At 39.9% G+C, this 18,055-nt stretch carries 12 protein-coding genes and 2 tRNA genes; 11 read left to right on the top strand and 3 right to left on the bottom strand.

Features of this window, described 5'->3' with window-relative positions:
- Positions 1-230: 230 nt before the first annotated feature.
- From ASJ81_RS21685 to ASJ81_RS21665, 5 genes are all read left to right on the top strand, one after another.
- Positions 231-488, top strand: a complete 258-nt coding sequence (locus tag ASJ81_RS21685; protein WP_095646190.1) for a hypothetical protein — start codon at positions 231-233, stop codon at positions 486-488.
- Positions 489-1,137: 649 nt separating this feature from the next.
- Complete coding sequence (locus ASJ81_RS21680; protein WP_095646189.1) at positions 1,138-1,920, top strand: sulfide-dependent adenosine diphosphate thiazole synthase; 783 nt, start codon at positions 1,138-1,140, stop codon at positions 1,918-1,920.
- Between the two features lie 163 nt (positions 1,921-2,083).
- Positions 2,084-2,156, top strand: a tRNA-His gene (locus ASJ81_RS21675).
- A 312-nt stretch (positions 2,157-2,468) separates the two neighbouring features.
- A complete protein-coding gene (locus ASJ81_RS21670) occupies positions 2,469-4,178 on the top strand; it encodes a radical SAM protein (RefSeq protein WP_095646188.1) in 1,710 nt (569 codons plus the stop codon).
- Between the two features lie 494 nt (positions 4,179-4,672).
- Positions 4,673-4,882, top strand: coding sequence for a hypothetical protein (locus ASJ81_RS21665; RefSeq protein ID WP_245860448.1), 210 nt, complete (start codon positions 4,673-4,675; stop codon positions 4,880-4,882).
- A gap of 1,025 nt (positions 4,883-5,907) precedes the next feature.
- On the opposite strand, the gene ASJ81_RS21660 is transcribed toward ASJ81_RS21665, so the two are convergent.
- Positions 5,908-6,975, bottom strand: a complete 1,068-nt coding sequence (locus ASJ81_RS21660) for a hypothetical protein (protein ID WP_245860447.1) — start codon at positions 6,973-6,975, stop codon at positions 5,908-5,910.
- A 1,009-nt stretch (positions 6,976-7,984) separates the two neighbouring features.
- Between ASJ81_RS21660 and ASJ81_RS21655 the strand changes: the two genes are divergently transcribed.
- The 4 genes from ASJ81_RS21655 (at position 7,985) to ASJ81_RS21640 (ending at position 13,962) form a co-directional block, all read left to right on the top strand.
- Entirely contained in the window at positions 7,985-11,041 is a 3,057-nt protein-coding gene (locus tag ASJ81_RS21655; protein ID WP_095646186.1) for a hypothetical protein, read from the top strand.
- An 86-nt stretch (positions 11,042-11,127) separates the two neighbouring features.
- Entirely contained in the window at positions 11,128-11,952 is an 825-nt protein-coding gene (locus ASJ81_RS21650) for a hypothetical protein (protein WP_095646185.1), read from the top strand.
- A 55-nt stretch (positions 11,953-12,007) separates the two neighbouring features.
- A complete protein-coding gene (locus ASJ81_RS21645) occupies positions 12,008-12,832 on the top strand; it encodes a hypothetical protein (protein WP_095646184.1) in 825 nt (274 codons plus the stop codon).
- Complete coding sequence (locus ASJ81_RS21640) at positions 12,829-13,962, top strand: PGF-pre-PGF domain-containing protein (protein ID WP_095646183.1); 1,134 nt, start codon at positions 12,829-12,831, stop codon at positions 13,960-13,962. The genes ASJ81_RS21645 and ASJ81_RS21640 overlap by 4 nt, the downstream gene beginning before the upstream one ends.
- 516 nt (positions 13,963-14,478) lie before the next feature.
- Here ASJ81_RS21640 and ASJ81_RS21635 read toward each other — a convergent pair.
- Positions 14,479-14,550, bottom strand: a tRNA-Gly gene (locus ASJ81_RS21635).
- A gap of 328 nt (positions 14,551-14,878) precedes the next feature.
- Here ASJ81_RS21635 and ASJ81_RS21630 point away from each other — a divergent pair.
- Together ASJ81_RS21630 and ASJ81_RS21625 are read left to right on the top strand one after the other, a co-directional pair.
- Positions 14,879-16,216, top strand: coding sequence for a HEAT repeat domain-containing protein (locus ASJ81_RS21630; RefSeq protein ID WP_095646182.1), 1,338 nt, complete (start codon positions 14,879-14,881; stop codon positions 16,214-16,216).
- A 464-nt stretch (positions 16,217-16,680) separates the two neighbouring features.
- On the top strand, positions 16,681-17,118 hold the full coding sequence (locus tag ASJ81_RS21625) for a hypothetical protein (RefSeq protein ID WP_095646181.1): 438 nt from the start codon (positions 16,681-16,683) through the stop codon (positions 17,116-17,118).
- Positions 17,119-17,346: 228 nt separating this feature from the next.
- Here ASJ81_RS21625 and tnpC read toward each other — a convergent pair.
- Positions 17,347-18,055 (bottom strand): IS66 family transposase (gene tnpC, locus ASJ81_RS21620; RefSeq protein WP_141241597.1); only part of this gene is annotated, 709 nt, incomplete at its 5' end.

The raw sequence follows: 18,055 nt of genomic DNA, 5'->3' as shown, positions 1-18,055 counted from the left end.
GGCGCGGACATACCCCGTTGCTTGCAGCGGGGTGCGCCAGCGCAACTTTGATTTCAGTTGAATACCTCGCAGCTTGCTGCGGAGTGCGCCAGCACAACTTTGAGCTTCAACTGAATAATTTTCGTTATTTGTTTTTCCTTTTGGCTATTGGATATATAATTAACAGAAAATTATAAAAATAATTTATATAAAAACAAACAATTATGCAATATAGCAGGTTATTTAATATAATGTCTCTAGCTGATGGTGTAAAATTATCTTTAGTAGCTGCAACCTGCACATTAGTACTCGTTATTATACCCGAAAACATATTTCATATTGAGCTTGATTTTGCATCTAAATATTCACCTATATGGATTTTTATATTTTATCTGTTTTTGAAGGATGAAACAAAAAATAATATTTTACCATGGTACTTTTTAATGATTTACACAACTGCTGGAATTTTAATCCTTGAAGCAATCAATTCTTTCAATAGTACGATATAATCACTAATGGCGCTGTATAATTAATTATCATGTTATCAACCTTTTTACCTCCCGAGTTCTGTCACCCGAGTCCCGTCTCGGGAGGACGGTGCCCTTTTCGCTCACTCCGTTCGCTCAAGAGGGCTGAGTTATAGGCTAGATAAATTGATTTTTAACTCACTCAGGAAGGCAAATTTACCAAAATTTCATTTCGGAACACCTAGTTAGCGTGATCACAAGCCTTTTCAAAAAAGGCTTGACCGAAAATCACTGCTAAATCTAAAACGTCGCAACGGCGTGATCAACCGGCGCAACGGTTGCGGCCCAAAGGTTGTGTAATAACACTTTTACTCAGAGGGCGAATTCATCCTAATTTTGCGTGTGAAGTCTTCAATTTAAGTTCTAAAATTGTCATGCATAAATTTACAGAAATTTTACGGGAATAAATTAAAAAATTTCAATATTATAGTGTCGTATAATTTAACAAAGTAATTTCTCTCTGAATTGCTGCTCTTCTCTCTGCCGATTCCAACAACTTTAAAAGTAATGCCTATAATCAAAATGTCAATTTTAACGACGACAAATTTGGGTTTGTAATTCCTGATTTGTTCCTTATAAGGCCGGGTTGTTTTCCGGGCTTTTAACTTTAGAAGCTTTACGAGAGATTAAAATGGAACTTGACGAAGTCATAATCACACGGGCAATTTTTGATGAGTACTCTAAGACCTTTCTTGACTACACGGAAGTTGATGTGGCACTTATAGGAGGAGGTCCTGCAAACCTGGTAGCTGCAAAGTATCTTGCAGAGGCAGGGGCAAAGGTTGCCATTTACGAACAAAAGTTATCGCTCGGGGGCGGCATGTGGGCTGGAGGCATGATGTTCCCACGTATCGTTGTACAGAAAGAGGCCTGCCGCATCCTTGATGATTTCGGGATCAGGTATAAAGAATACCAGCCCGGGTACTATGTGGCAAATTCTGTAGAGTCTGTCGGGAAACTTATTGCTGGTGCGACTTCAGCTGGGGCTGAGGTTTTCAACCTTGTGAGCTTTGAGGACGTTATGATTCGAGAAAACGATAAGGTTACCGGAATCGTTATAAACTGGGGACCCGTCACGGCACAGCGATTGCATGTCGACCCTCTCATGATCCGTACAAAATTCGTAATTGACGGGACAGGGCATGAAGCTGTTGTCTGCAATACAATTCTCAGGAAAATTCCCAATGCAAAAATCGGAAACCTCGGAAAGCTTGGAGAAAAACCGATGTGGTCAGAGGTTGGCGAGCGCCTGGCTGTTGATGCAACCAGGGAAATTTATCCGGGCCTGATAGTTGCGGGTATGGCTGCAAATGCCGCAACCTGCTCCCCAAGAATGGGCCCGGTTTTCGGAGGCATGCTTCTCTCGGGAGAAAAGGCTGCAAAGCTTGCCCTTGAAAAGCTTAAAGAACTCTGATATCGATCCAGAAAGAACTTTTAGCCGAATTTGTGCGTATTGAGAGCCGGAAAGCAGAAGCTTTTCTTTTCCTGAGAAGAGTCTCCTGCTCTTTTCGGCAAAAACTTTATATAAAAAAACTCCTTCTATAGCTTGCTTCAATCTGAAGTGCCAAACCCCTGTGGCCGGGGTAGGGTAGAGGTCCATCCTGTGGCCCTGTGGAGGCTACGACCCGAGTTCGATTCTCGGTCCCGGCCCTAATTATTTTTTGAATTTTTATTCTCTTATATATTAACTAGTATTTTTGTTTCTGTGTATCTATTTTCTTTACCTCTTGCATAGATGCCTTTCACAGCTTCTGACATTTTTACAATGGATTAAGTATCAGGAAAAGCTTGAATTTCATAACCGTACCGACAAAGAAAACAGTGGTGAGAGCGGAAATTTTGGTGTTATCTACAGTTTATCCGTAGTTTACCTATGACTACCTGAACTTACTTGTAATTCACCTGTAACTTATATCTGACTGGACTGTATACTTTTATCAATCAAAGGAAACAAGAATTAACATGAAAGCACTTATTATAGATGGCTATGTGGATGAACCTGCCTGTCTTGGGGTTCCTCCCTACCTTTCTCCTTATCCGCGTTATATAGCAGGCGCTCTTAGAGAACGCGGGCTTTCCGAAAATGACATTCACTACCTGACCATTGACACCCTCCGAGAAAACCCTCCTGGAGCAGGGGAACTTACAGGAAAAGCAGACATTGTTATCATTATAGCAGGTATGACGGTGCCAGGTAAATATCTTCGCGCTTCACCAATTACACTCAGGGAAATCGAGACAATTTTTCGAGTGTCACATGGGTTAAAAGTTATAGGCGGGCCTATAAGGCTTGGTTTCAGTGGGGAAGGCGGAAGGGCTGCAAAAGATGCTGAAGATGGAATAAACTTCTCAGATGCGGTACTTGCCAGAATGGATCTCGAGGCTTTTGTCTATGATCTTTTTAAGGATGATATTATCGGAAGTACTCCTGCTAGGCTCCAAAATCCTGAGACTGTAGAACATCGTTTCAGGACAACAGCCGAAATCGGGCGCTGGGGTCCCAGGGGAGCTTTTTTGATCAGGCAGCACCCTGATTATCCTTACTGCATGTGTGAGCTTGAGACATACAGGGGTTGCGGTAGACAGGTTCATTGTTCTTTCTGCACAGAGCCTTTTTACGGGGCTTCTGACTACCGACTTATTGAGGACGTAATTTTGGAAGTATCCACCCTTTACTCCTACGGAGCCCGCTATTTCAGAATAGGCAGGCAGCCGGACCTTTTTTCCTATCACGGTAAGGACGCTGGAGGGCCTGTTCCAAAACCTGATCCAGATGCTATTGAAAGGCTCTACAGAGGAATCCGAAATTCGGCTCCGGAACTGTCTGTGCTCCATATGGACAATGCAAACCCGATTACGCTTGCAACTTATCCTGAAGAATCTGAACAGATTCTGAAGACTATAATTAAATATCATACAGCAGGGGATGTAGCAGCTTTTGGAATGGAGAGCGCTGACAGGGCAGTAATTGAAGCTAATTCCCTTAAGGCAACCCCTGAAGAAGTCTTTGAAGCAATCAAACTTGTAAATAGACGTGGAGCTGTTCGAGGAGCAAACGGGCTTCCCGAAATCCTTCCGGGGATTAATTTTGTGCATGGATTAATGGGCGAGACCAAGAAAACTTTCCAGCTCAATTACGATTTCCTGAATGAAGTACTCGATTCTGGACTGCTACTTCGCAGAATCAATATCCGTCAGGTCATGGCTTTTCCCGGAACCCCAATTTACGGAAAAGACGAAGCTGCAAGAAAGCATAAGAAGCTCTTTCTGGACTACAAGGTACGGGTAAGGAAGAACATTGACCTTCCAATGTTACGGCGTGTAGTGCCTGAAGGTACTATACTCAGGGATGTAATGTGTGAAATACACGAAAAAGAAATTACTTTCGGGAGGCAGCTTGGTTCATACCCTTTGCTAGTTGGAATTCCCGCTTTTCTGCCTTTGCGGAAAGCTACTGATGTTACTGTCACAGGTCATGGAATGCGTTCGATTACCGGCATACCTTATCCTCTGTATATTAACACCGCTTCTCATAATCTCATTAGAGAGCTTCCAGGGCTTGGCAGGAAATCTGCGGACTCAATAGTTGCCGGAATCCCCTACACTGATAGAGAAGACTTTCTCAGGCGCGTAAGTGACGGAAATAAGTTGCTCCGGTTTATTGAGATTTAATAGTCTTTTAAACTTTAATTACTGATTTGTTATTTGGGCCTGTAGAAAACCTATCTAAATCAGCTATAATGGGCTGAAATAGATAGGTGAAAACATGTCAAAGTTAGTGAGTTCAAATTAATGAAAACCCTTTATTATAGAGGATTTCTAGAGCCGAAAATCTTTTATTTCAAAGTTTCTACAGAGCCGAAAATCCTTTATTACAGAGTTTTTGCAGAGCCGTTATTTGTATACCCAACTATAAGATTATGGAGTCAAGTTACCAGGTTTTTAAAGTTGGATTCATGCTGCATGATGTCAAATAATGGTAACTTAAAGCCTTTAACTTCCACTAGTTCGGGGTTTACGGTGGTCCCTGAAGATTCTTTAAAGATTTTTTTCAAATTCATATTTTTCGATATCTCTAGAGCTTTCTTTAAAACAAACACCTATTTATCCAATCGAGAATTATTTTTACTTAGGATTTCGGAGGGGATTCTTTGAGGGGGATTTTGTTGAGCAAAAGCGCGGAAAATATATATAGAGTAAAAATTGCTCTTCAGCTTAGTTTCATTGTCTGGGTCATGATTGTGATTTTCGTTTTCTATGCTACGTTTGAGGCGACGACCAAAATGTACGGAACTTTTTTGTTGCTATTTACGATAGTTATCTTCACTCCTTTTCTACCGGATGGGAAAGGTTATGATGAAGACAAGTCAGAGTAACTTCAAGGTAAACCGGGTTTTCTCCTGTCAGTATAGCTGTCAGTACAGGTAACTCTCAAAACTTTACCTTTTTACATAAATTCTCGACTATCTCAACCATGGAGATTAAAGTCTTATTATAGCTACGATAATTAAAATAACCTTTATAAGAAGAGGTTTAAACTCAAAGAGCTCTACAAAAGGAGTTAACGGGAAGCAAAGAGTAAGGACTACAATGAGCATAGTAGCTACCAGTAGATATCTTTCGGATTTGCTTCTGAATAAGGATTTCCTGCTCCTTATTACTGTGACTATCATTGACGCCTAAGTAATGAATTTTATAAATTATTATGTTCTTAATTGTCCTATTATGTCCGATGGTAGAAGAAGCGGAGTATACAAGGTCGGATAGTCAAAGACCTAACCTGTATAGTCAAATACCGTCGTAAACTTGCGGGTGAAATTTATGTCCCAACGTTATGGTTCTTCAACCAGCTATTATCAATGATATCCGTGGTTATGGTCCTCTAAGGAAAATCAGTTAATAAATCAGTTAATAAATTAGTTACTAAATCAGTTAATAAATCAGTTAGCAAGATCTGTTAGTCATTAAGATATGTTCCACTGGACTTTCTTTTCTCTCTCATCTCTTAATACGGTTGCCTTCACCTCGATTGCAATAAGCAGTTTTTGAAATCATCTGTAGCTCCTTTCTGTCAGAAGCAAAGTAAACTGCTGATAAGGATGATGGTTATAACGATACACAGTATCGTAGCATTTCTAAGAAAGATAGTCCGGCTGCAAAAGTGAAATAAGAGTAATTAGACTCTTAAATTTGGAAAGTAAAATTGTTAGGACATTTGAACCTTTTTGGTTTGAGGCGGTTGTCACTATACTTTTAAGGTGCTTACTGCTTTCTGAGCTATTCAAGCCTTCGTCAATTTGGAGCCTCTTGAGCTTTTGGTATGGTAACGCTTCAGAACTCAACACTAACCCGGGCTTGTAATAACAGGATCTCTCCTTTGCCTGCCTATCTTTTCTCAGGCCTATTTAACTCCCAGGAGCATAGCCAGTTCTTCCCCTTCCTTTCCAATAGTTGACAGCTCTCTCGCAATTTCCGACTTTTCAAGGTATTTCTCTGTCCTCGTTCCGCCAGGTTCTTCGATCTTGATGGTAATCTCCCCTTCAGTATATCCTTTTTCAAGGCACTCCGTTACCAGTCTTCCATATATGGAAGCAACTAGTTTCAAGCAGTCAAAAATTCTGTTTTCTTCAATTGCGTTTTTCCCGTCAAGTGTGATATTAATAAGCCTTTTCGATCCTACGAATTGGGTGAAAAATCCCTTTAGCTTTGTTATAAACGCACTGACCAAGTCCCTGTTTAATGCAGCAGCGAGTTCTTTATCTTGTGTGATTTCGTAATTTCTATGCATAATTAGGAAAGCTTTCTCATCCGAAGAAATGTTGAACCTGTTTTCCTCATCCTTGTCTTCAAGTACGGCTTCCAGGCTATTTTTCTCAGACTTAATGTTCTTTATATAGAAGTCGGAGACATCTAGTTTCTTTACTTTCTCCTCTCTGGATAAAATCCCGCTCTTAGACCATATAGGCAAAGTCAGGTTTTCCAGGTCTTTTACCTTTAAGGTGTCTTGTGTGAAAGAAAGGTCAAACTCGTACTGCAGGTTGTCAACAAGACCCACCTGTTTCCCCCTCAGTGCTTTATCTTCTATGAAAGCATAACACATATTTTGGGCTCCATAGATGCTGTCTTCAAAAAAGGGACCAAGGACTGAGAGTATCCTTGTATCAAGCTGCTGCATTTCCATTAAGTCCAGTTTGTTCTCCTTGTCGAGTTCGGCAAATTTTTCATTTTTCTTTGTCAATGCCAGACTTGAAGAGGTCTCAAGAATTTTCTCTTTGATCTCAAGAAGTTCAGCTACATCTACTCCGGCTGTGTGGGTTTCAACACAGTCCCTCATTTCCTTATCAAATAGGTCTATTTCCTCAACCCTTTCTTCAAAGGCTGCATACTTTTCTCGATTTTCATTTTTTATTGTAATAGCTGATTTTTCCAGAGGTATAACTTCCTTTGAAATCGCTATAAAAGCCTGCAAATCCTGAATAAAGTCTCTTTGGACTGGAAATTCAGTAGAGTTCTGGAAAGTGTATCGAATTTTAATACCCCCATCCTTTTCGCATAAAAATGTTTTTATTAAGCTATGTATTTTTCACACTTTAAGTTTGTCAGCTTTGATTTTAATAAAAATAATGTTACTTCTTTCGATCAGTGGGTTTCTTTGTTCCCAACTTGAAAAGTTTCTTAAATGTTTTTCAAAACAAAATTTTTTAATCTATAAATCTCTACACCTAAGTCCGATTTTTACATACGTTTCGTGCTTAAAAGTGTGAGTCATGTATAAAAATAAGCCAAAATTTCTAAAAAAAATCAATAATCCTATATAAAATCCAAAGAGTTACTATTAATACACATTAGATTCTTTTTTAGCACTAATTAAATTTAATTATTCTATTCTGTCAGAAAGATTTATATCAGTTATAGTGTAATCTTAGCTATATTATCATCCTAAGATAATATACGAAGATATGTGCCCAGCATTAAAATTTACATCTTACAGTCGGTGGAAATTTAGCTCACTAAAAGTTTTCGCCTTTCGATAGCGGGTACGTGTCTAATGTTTAGGGTTGTCTGTCAACACTGACACAAAAACAGGATTATCAGCTTCCCTGAGCAGCAAGAACAGAAAAGTTAGTACTTGCCGCATCAGGATTAAATGTTACCCCACTTCTACCAAAAACGATTTCGGAGAAGCGTTGGGTTTCTTGTCAACCGAACAAACAAAAAAATCAGTTTAAATATCAATTTAATTATATAGAGGGGGTTGGGTTACCAAATAGGGGTAAAATCTAATTTACAGTAAACAAACAGTATTAATTTATTTAAATTAAAAACCTCTAACTATGCCTATATTAATTTACTGTTTGTCTAAATCGTTTAAATAGCTGGGATCTGCTATATCTTTAACTTAAGAATATTATTAACAAAGATCTATGATGTTTAAACTGGAATAAAAATTGGATATTTGCGGAATCTAGGTGTAAAATATGAAACAAAAATTGATACAATTCAGTGCGATATTCGTTATATTCCTTTTATCAGGGATAGGATACGCATTTGCAGAACCAATACATTTTGATATAGGAAATATGAGTGCTAATGTTACTTACAACGAAACCGGTCCTTTCAGGCCTGGAGACGTTGTAAATATCATGGCCGATTTCAATAACTCTGTCGATCACGCCAATATATCATTTACCAATGACTCTGGTTCAGATTTAGGGACTGAGGCGCTGATGACAAAAATAGATGCTGATTCCTTTGGTTTTGATTATGAGATTCCAGAGGCTATACTAAATGACGGTCCTTTGGGTGTAAAGATATCTCCATTTGACGCCAATGGGACTAATATGCTGGGTGCCGATGAATTCCTTTCAGATTCTGATGCATTTGAACTTGATCCTGAAGGCAATTCAAACATTAATGTCACCTACAACAAAACCAATGTTATACCGGGAGATATTGTAAATGTCATTGTCGATTTCAATGAATCGGTTGCTAATGCCAGTATATTGATTACCAACAAAACTGGTTCACCATTAGTTAATGCATTGATGGACCCATTGGATGTCGATGATAACTCCTTTACTTATAATTATGTCATTCCACTGGACATAATAAGAGGTAATCTCAGTGTAGATATAAACGCATCTGATGCAAACGGAGCTATGCTGCTGGATGGTAAACCTTTAGCAGATCCTAACGCATTTGTGTTTGATCCTCACGGTTACTTAGACATCTTTGTCACACATAACGGAACCGGCACTCTCAGGCCTGGAGACGTTATACGTGTCCTCGCGAATTTCAGTATGCCTGTTGATCATGCCAATATATCGATTGGCGATAGTTTGCCCGGAGCTAGTAATGCAAACTTGGTAGGCGCTGATTTCGTGACTGATTATCCGATGACAGAAATAGATGATGACACCTTTGCTTATGACTTTGATATTCCGGAGGATATAAGCGGTCCGCTGGATATAGACATATCTGGCTTTGACGATGATGGTAATCTGCTGGGCGACGAATCTTTCCCTGACGAGTTTAACGTTGGGGACCCGTATATATCGGTAGTTACTCCTAGCTCCGAATTTGCTGCCAAAAAATGTGTCGACTTTAACTTCACTGCATACGACACATACGGTCAGTCTGGAGGTCAACTTACCTACACTTTCTATCTCAATGGCGTTCAGAAGAGTAGCGGGGTCATAACCTCTGGGCAATATAAGCAATTTGAGTATGATTTGAGTGATGGTCTGTACACATGGGAAATTAAAACCAGGGACAGTTATGGAAACACACACACAACTGGATCTCGGTCTCTATATGTGGACACTAAATGTCCCAGTGTAATACTTACTTCCCCTCAAGATTGCTACAAAGAGTTAATAGGTGCTACTGAGTTCAACTTCACTTGTAATGATGCTTTAGCTACTCAATATAGTGATCTTGACCTCTCATACCAGCTGTATATAGATGGGCAACTTGCTGAAAACTTCTCTGGATATTCTTATCCTTGGAATGAGTTTTCCGGGAGTGCAAAATCCGGAGAATCCATAGTTAAGGAACTTGAACTTGATGACGGTGCTCACAACTGGTCGGTTTATGTTGAAGACGGAGCTGGAAACAAAGCTACAAGTGAAGTTCGGGATTTCTATGTTAGCCTTGATGGGTTTGTAGTTAATCTCGAGTCTCCGAGCGGCGGATATGTTCCAGCAAAACCGGCATTTACCTTCACTGTTCAAGGACGGAATGGGGAAGGGGCAGGTCTACCTTTCAACTACAAGCTTCTCATTGACGGCAAGGAAGTAGATGCAAGCTGTAACCAGAAAGATGAGGATCTGGCATGCTGCGATGATGACGAAAACTGCGATCTTGGTGACTTTACTCTCGGTGAAGACAACTATTCAGTAACAGCTTCGGTAAAAGATGGAACGAACAAAAACTGGACAGTAATTATCACCGACTGTACAAGTGGCAGAACTTACCAGCCTGATACGCATTCTTTCTCAGTTGACAGTGTTGCTCCGGCTTGTGTGGCAAACCTGAATGTTGAAGATGCACTTGGTCAAACTTTCTGGCAGTATGTAAATGATTATCCAGGGCTGATGGTTAGCTGGAACGCGAACACTGACAGTGATCTTGCCAATATGCCTTATGAGGTTTATATCAGCTCATCTAAGCCAGGCTGTATTGAGGATATGCAAATGGTAAACACAACCGGATTAGAGACTCACACAGATGGCTCACAGACTCCAAACCAGAAACTTGAAAATTCAAGCGTTACAAGCCTGTGCATTGAGGCAATCGACGGAAAAGACCTCATTTACGGCAAAGACTACTGGGTGGCTGTAATTGCTCGGGACAACGCCAGCAATTATAACTCTAAATTCTCAATGTGTGGACCTGTAAGGACATATGAAGATATGACTCTCACGCTTGAGGATGGCTGGAACCTGAAATCCGTGCCGAAGGCACTTGTAGATGACTGTTCTGAAGATGTCTTTGGCAAGGACAGCACAGTACTCTACTGGGACGGGTCATGCTGGCAATTCCCTGATGACATTGAACCGTGCAAGGGTTACTGGGTCTATACCGCAGAGCCTCTCATGACCAATGTCAAGTTCAAGGGAATGTCATCTAACAGTACCAGTCCTTATGCGCCTTCTTCTCTTGAGCTCTGTGCCGGATGGAACATGATAGGGCATACATCTTCGTATTATGCACCCTGGTCCACAACTCTGTCTTCGCTCAATGATTTTGAGGCTCTAGGAGACTACAAGTTCTCTAACCTCATGACTTATGATCCCGGTGAAGGTTGGGGTGGCATAATTCCTAGCGTTTCAGATCTCATGGGTAACGAAAGTACTATGCAGTATCTGAGTAGTGCTGATCCGAGACCAGTTGGAGCACTTCAGACCGATGTCTGCATGGTTCCAGGACAGGGTTACTGGATCTTCATGAAGGATAAGGGTACATATGCATCCATTGAAAACTCGTACAAACCGGATATTATGTCCGACTACTCGGGTATGGAAGGTGTATAATTTCGAAAACAATTGACTGTTCAGTCTCTTCAGGCTGAATAGTTCTTTTTCTTTTTGTTGTGTTCACATCTAATTGGAGGTCTACAATGAATAACAAATTAAAAAATGGCTTTTTGGGAATATCTGTACTACTGTTGTTTTTCCTGGCTTTCTCCCAGGGTTGTATTGCAGCAGCAGACGTCCCTCCATCCCCCCCGATGCTTCCAATGACAGTAACAGGAGTTACTCTCATTGATGGCAAGCCTGCTCCTGATGGAACTGTTGTTGCAGCTTACCTTAATGGAACAGAGTTTCTCGCAAATACTTCCTCAGGAAATTACTCTCTCTTTATTCCTGGTACAGCTGAAGATGAAGGAAAAATGATTACTTTTAAAGTGGACGGAAAAGATGCTGCAAGCAGTGTTGCCTGGGAATCCGGAGTTATAGTTACCCTTGAGCTACCTGATGGTAAGGCAGTCTATTCCGAGACTGCTAAAAGTAATTCAAATAGCAATTCAAATAGCAATTCAAATAGCAATTCAAATAGCAATTCAAATAGCAATTCAGATAGCAATTCAAACAGTAATTCAAACAATAATTCAAACAATAATTTGAATAGCAATTCAAACAGTAACTCGAATAGTAACTCGAACTTAAAAACGGGTTCAGAATCTTTGACAGATAATAAAGAGCATGGAATTTCCTTAGAGGATTCCGAAGCCGATGCCGTTGAAAGTTCAGTCCCTGAACCGAACATGGTAAATTCAAAAAGTTCAAGCGAAAGTTCTGAGGCTAAAGAGGCAGCAGATTCTTCCAAAAGTTCACTTAAATCAGAAAGTGCTCCAGGTTTCCTTATTGTCTATGCGGTTACAGGCATACTTCTGCTTGTTTTCGGATCAAATTTCGGGAGGGGATCTAGAAGGAATCCCTGAAGGCCTTTTTCGAAAAAAGTCTACATAACTAATGGTAAAATTTCAAGGTGACACGATGACGATCAAGGACAAACATTTAAGAATTTTATTATGCCTGGTTATTCTGGTACTTGGCATGTTCCTTGTTCCGGCCGCATCTGCCAGCAGTTCTTCTACTATTCCTTCTATCCCCAATGCGTTTGAAGGAAATCTGAAAGGAGATGCTGCACATGCGGGTCCCGGACTCGTAATCTCTGCATACATAGATTCAAAGCTTGTTGGCTCTAACACTATTAAAGAGATTGGTGAGTACAAGATAACAGTTAACAGTACCGAGAAAGATAACGGAAAAGCTATAACCTTCAAGCTGGGTGGTATTGAATCCGAACCTGTTTCCGTGGTCTATAAACACGGAAATGTGCCAGTTAAACTTGACCTGACATTCAATGGAGACTTTATACCTCCTGAAATACAAAGTTTATCCGCATCCCCAATATACATCCTGAATGATGGAAAGGACTTCTCGACTGTCACGGCAAAGGTTGTAGATGACTCTGGAATCAAATCAGTGACTCTCAACCTCACCTCCATAGAACATGGCGTGGTTCCATTGAATTTAGGAACTGGAGATCAGTATACCTGTAATATAGTCAGTACTATACCAGGTGAGTTCAAGTTCGAATTCAGGGCTTCTAACCCTTCGGGAAACAGTGTTGTAGATAAGGATAAAATTTCTATAACTATACTAAAAGAAAATCAACTCGCAACAACGTTTGGAGGTTCTGACGGGGTCTTCTCTCCTGAAGAAATTGCGGCTCTTGTACACAATAACAATGTATCCAGCGGAATCAAATATGCAGTTCTGGGTGCGTATTTTGCTGATGGGTGGGATCGGATATGAAACGGCCTGAGTTAAAATTTGTTGTTATACTGCTCCTGGCCCTGGCTTTAGTTACTGTTCCGGCTTCTGCATGCAGTGCAGAAAGGACTTTCTCTTCTATTTCAGTTAGTCCCAATCAGGAGTTCAAGGTAACAGTCAATGTAGCTAACTACGGTGCTGCCGGGCAGGTACTTGAAAAGCTTCCTGCTGGCTTTACACTTGTTAGTTCTACCCTGCCTGAAAGAGCTGTAACTGTAAATGGTAGTGAAGTTTCTTTCCTGCTCATGACAGAAACGAGTTTCAGTTACACCCTGAAATCTCCGGAAACAACCGGTACGTACAAAATTGTAGGACTTTTAAGAGACATCAATAAAACCGAATCTACTATCCTTCCTGCAGACTGTTCCATCATTGTTAGTAATAGTGTCTCCCAAGAAGATGACGACGACGATTCTGGTGGAGGCGGCGGAGGCGGTGGAGGCGGCGGAGGCGGCGCTTCTGCCGAGCCTCAGAGCAATGTCGCGGCCAAAGAACTGTCTAAAAAATCTGTTACCTCTGGGGAGCGCGTAAGGTTCGAGTTCCCACAGGGTGCAACCTGCATAAGGTATGTGGAGTTTGATGCCAAAAAGAGTATGGGAAAAGTCACTACTATTGTCGAAATGCTGAAAGAACAGTCCAAGCTGGTTTCGGGCCTGCCGGAAGGTACGATTTATAAGAACGTGAACATCTGGGTAGGTTCCGGAGGAATTGCAAACTCAAATAATATCGCAAACGCAGTTGTAGGCTTCAGAGTTGAAAAGAACTGGCTTAAGAATTGCGGAGCTGATAATACGTCTGTAACTCTCTGGAACTATAATAACAAAGCCTGGAGCAAACTTGAAACCAAAGGGGTTGGTGGTGACGACACCTATGTCTTCTTTGAGTCCAAGACTCCGGGTTTCGGACCCTTCACAATTGTAGTACCCAGTAAAAGTACGGAACTGAAACCTTCAAAAGAAACAGACACCACTACTCCAACCACAGAAAAAACTGTATCGAACCCTGCAGCTGATGAAGAAAAACCTTCTGGCAAGAGTTCTATCCCGGGTTTTGAATCTGCAGTAGCAATCGGAGTCATTGGTGCTGTGTATCAGATTCTGAGAAGAAGGTAAAAAGTACTCAATTTAAAATAAGTTTTAACTTTAAGCAGCCTTCAAAGCTGCTTATCTTTTTTAATTTTGTTTTAAACAATCTCCTATTTCCTCATATGTCGCAACCGTTGACCCGCAACCGCTGACCCGCAACCGTTGCGCCGGTTGATCACGCCTATAGGGTTTGGGGATAAGTTTTTCAAATCCAAACGTTATCTCGTTTTCGATCAAAGCTTTTCTGAAAAGGTATGTGCTCAAGCATTTTTTAAAAAGGGTTGTGATCACACTGTTACTAGGGATTTTTGATCAAACTTTTTTTAAAAAAGTTTGCGCTCAAGCCTTTTTAAAAAAGGCTTGTGATCACATTTACTAAGTGACCTGATGCAAAATTTGGGTAAATAAGTTTCTGAGTGAGTTAAAAATCAATTTGTCTAGCCTATAACTCAGCCCTCTTGAGCGAACGGAGTGAGCGAAAAGGGCACCGTCCTCCCGAGACGGGACTCGGGTGACGGGACTCGGGTGACAGAATTCGGAAAATACATCAGCCGGGATTCGAACCCGGGTTCGAGCGTTGGCAACGCCCGGTGATGACCGCTACACTACTGATGTTCGAAGTTTACAGGATACCCTGTCGTTTTATACTATATATTTTCTAACTAATTAAGTTGATCCCTGCGGGATCTTCGAGGCATATGTTTTATATCACCTATATTCTAAATGATAAACTTTAGATTCATAGGATATACTCTAGAGTGCATAGATTTACTCACTCTAATTTCTGTTTTAAAAGTACCGCTTGATACTATGTTTTTATTGATTTACATATGTAGTCGTTGATGAAGAAAGCAATATAAATTAATCTACGCTCTTTATTCTCTAAAGCCGATCAGGAAAATTTTTAAACATTGACTTTTATTATATTTATGGTGTTTGGCAGTTGGTCGACCAGGAGAAAATTCACAATCAATGTCTAAGCAATGACCCCAAAGAGCGTATGCATGCACTAGAGGAATTAAAGAATTTCTTCTCTTTCATGCCGGATAAACAACAGGCATGGAATGACTTGCATAGACTGACCAGTGATGAAGACAGTTATGTAAGGGATAGTGCTGTCAAAGCTCTGGATTCTGCATTTTCTGACATATCAGATAAGCAACAGGCATGGAATGACTTACTTAGACTGACCAATGACGAAAAAGATAAACAACAGGCATGGAATGACTTACTTAAACTGATCAATGATAAGGATCATGATGTCAGGTCTAGTGCTGTCAGAACTCTTGATTCTGCATTTTCTGACGTACCAGATAAGCAACAGGCATGGAACGATTTACTTAGACTAATCAATAATAAGGATCATGATGTCAGGTCTAGTGCTTCCAAAGGTCTTGATTTTGCATTTACTCAAGTGCCGGATAAGCAACAGGCATGGAATGATTTATTTAGACTAACTAATGATGAAAACTGGCTAGTGAGGTCTAGTGCTGCCGAAGCTCTTGGTTCTACGTTTTCTCAAGTACCGGATAAACAACAGGCATGGAGTGACATGCATAGACTGATCAACGATGAAAACATTTTCGTGAGGATAAGTGCTACCTTAGCTCTTGAATCTGCGTTTTCTCAGGTGACGGATAAACAACAGGCGTTGAATAGTGTACTTAGACTGACTAATAATAAAGACCATGAAGTTAGGTCCAGTGTTGCATATGCTCTTGGTTCTGCGTTTTCCTATTTTTCAGATAAGCAACAGGTATGGAATGATTTACTTAAACTGACCAATGATCAAAACAGTTCTGTAAGATCCTACTCAAATCATTCTCTTGGAAGAGTTTCGATATTCATGGCTTCCAAGGCTGAGACCGAGGAAAATTACAAAAAAGAATTAGAAAAGGCGATAAAATTTTTCGAAACCGCAGCAAAGGAAGCATCTTGTGATAATCCTGCTCAGTTTTGTCTTCCTTTTTATCGTTCATTCTATACAATAATTTTCAAAAGACAGGACGCTAAAGACGAAGTGAACAAATATCTGGAAGAAGCCAAAGCCGTAATTGAAAACTCCAAGGGCAAGAAACAGCTTTTTGAAGCTGTTCAATACCTTGCAGAAGCATTAAAAGAAGTCCAGAATATAGGAAATCTAGACTTGCCTGGGATGAGAGATGAGCTTAGTTTCTACAGGAAATACTGTGATTACGCTGCAGAACTAATGAGTTGCACCGACGAAAAAGCACCTTTTGCGACAGAAGTTCTGAGAAAAGCTGCCAGTTCCAGTACATAGATTCTTAAATAGACACATAATAAAAAAACAATTACAGTTTATGGCGTAATATATTATTTTAAAGTCGCAAAGTTCTGTAACACGGAAAACGCAGCCGTTCGTAGAGTGATTGTATCTGGATTTACAGCCACGAAAATTGCGGAAATCCGGAAATCACAGAAATTACGGAAAGCATAGAAGAACCACGCCTTTACTACTTATTTCCGTATTTTCCATGCTTTCCGTGACTTTCAAAAAGTTCGTTTCTTACATACTTTAGAATCAATGTAGGTAGTTGGCGTTTCAGTAATTGGAGTTTGCTGTTGAAATTCCATTTTTTGATTACAAACCACAAGATACAGATAAGTGCAGATGGATTATCCACATGCATACATGTTATATATGCAGTTTCGGTTAAAAAGTAAGTTCTACAGAGCCATAATACTATAAGTTTTTATGTCATGAATACAGGTTAAATAGTCAATATGAGCAACAACCTAAAACAGAAATCACTGATTCCTAATAAATATTTAATTTTGATTGCAGGCATTGTTTGGATGTTTGCTGGAACAATGGTAATAGAGACTGGATTGCCATATTTTATAAGTCAAGGAAGATATATTTTTAGTGTTTTTTTAGCTGCTTCGGTATTTTCGGTATTTTATTTTTTCATTTTCTCTAAATTAGTTGAGAAGCACACGACTCGAATAAGTAAAGATAATAGAAAGAAAATGTTTATTATGGAATTTTTTGATAGAAAGTCATACCTGATTATGGTAGTAATGATATTAGGTGGAATTATTATTCGGAAATTTGGTCTTTTGCCAGCTTTTGACATAGGGTTCTTTTATGTTGGGATTGGGTTGGCATTGTTCTCTTGTGGCATGAAGTTCGTATATAAATTTAAGACTTCGTCTTTGTGATTGAACAACCTTGAAGAACTATCTACATAGCCTATTTTAGTCTGTTTAGCCTATTTTAATCTGTTGAAATCAATTTTGGGACTCCTGTTGTTTAACAACTCTATTAATTTCCATATCTAATTATTTCTATATTTTTATTAGTATTCTAGAATCTTGTACAGGTAATCTCTCCAAAACTCTCATTCCATTCCGTTTTTAACCATCTATTAAAAAATCAAAAGTAACTATTCAGGGTATAGTTAGCGGCGCTCCATTGAGCGCCGCGAGAATACCCTCTAAAACAGGTAAACCATTCTTTCTTATTGTTGAAATATATGCTCTAATTCTGCAGAAAGCTTCCGCTCCTCGTGCAGTTCTGAAAGTTCCTGATATTTTCTGCTGTAGCTTCATCATCCTGACATCTCTTTCTGCTTGATTATTCTCAAACGGAACTTTCAAGTCTGTCAGGAATCTCAGAATCTTGTCTTTATGTTCTATAAACCTATCAAGCAGATTCCTTGCTTTGGTTTTTGGATTCTTACCACGTTTTCCTCGTTTTTCAGGATTTAAAGAAGGTGGATTTTCTTCAATTCCTTTCGCGACTACAGCATTGAACCTTTTTTCTAATGCCTTAACTTGTTCAAAATCTAGATTTTTGACCTGCTCTTTACACTCATCAGCATACTTTTTCATTTCAGACAACAGCTCATTCATATCTTTAGCCCATTGCTGTTTATAATTCTCTTCAATTCCAGTAAGTTCTCTCTGGAGATGAACATTGCAAAGAGCATGATCACAATTATAACTGTTGTAAGGTTTCCATCCATCGTGAACTGCTACCCCTTTAAACTCTGGAAGAATTCCCATAGCATCAATAGCTTCGGATCCTCTTTTTGCATGAGTAAAATAACAGGTGTATTTGTCAGTAGAAGCTACATGAAGCCAATGTCTTTTTCCT

It is taken from the genome of Methanosarcina spelaei, assembly GCF_002287235.1.
Classification (GTDB): domain Archaea; phylum Halobacteriota; class Methanosarcinia; order Methanosarcinales; family Methanosarcinaceae; genus Methanosarcina; species Methanosarcina spelaei.
Note: the sequence above shows the minus strand (reverse complement) of the source record. Positions and strands in the feature narration are given on the sequence as shown.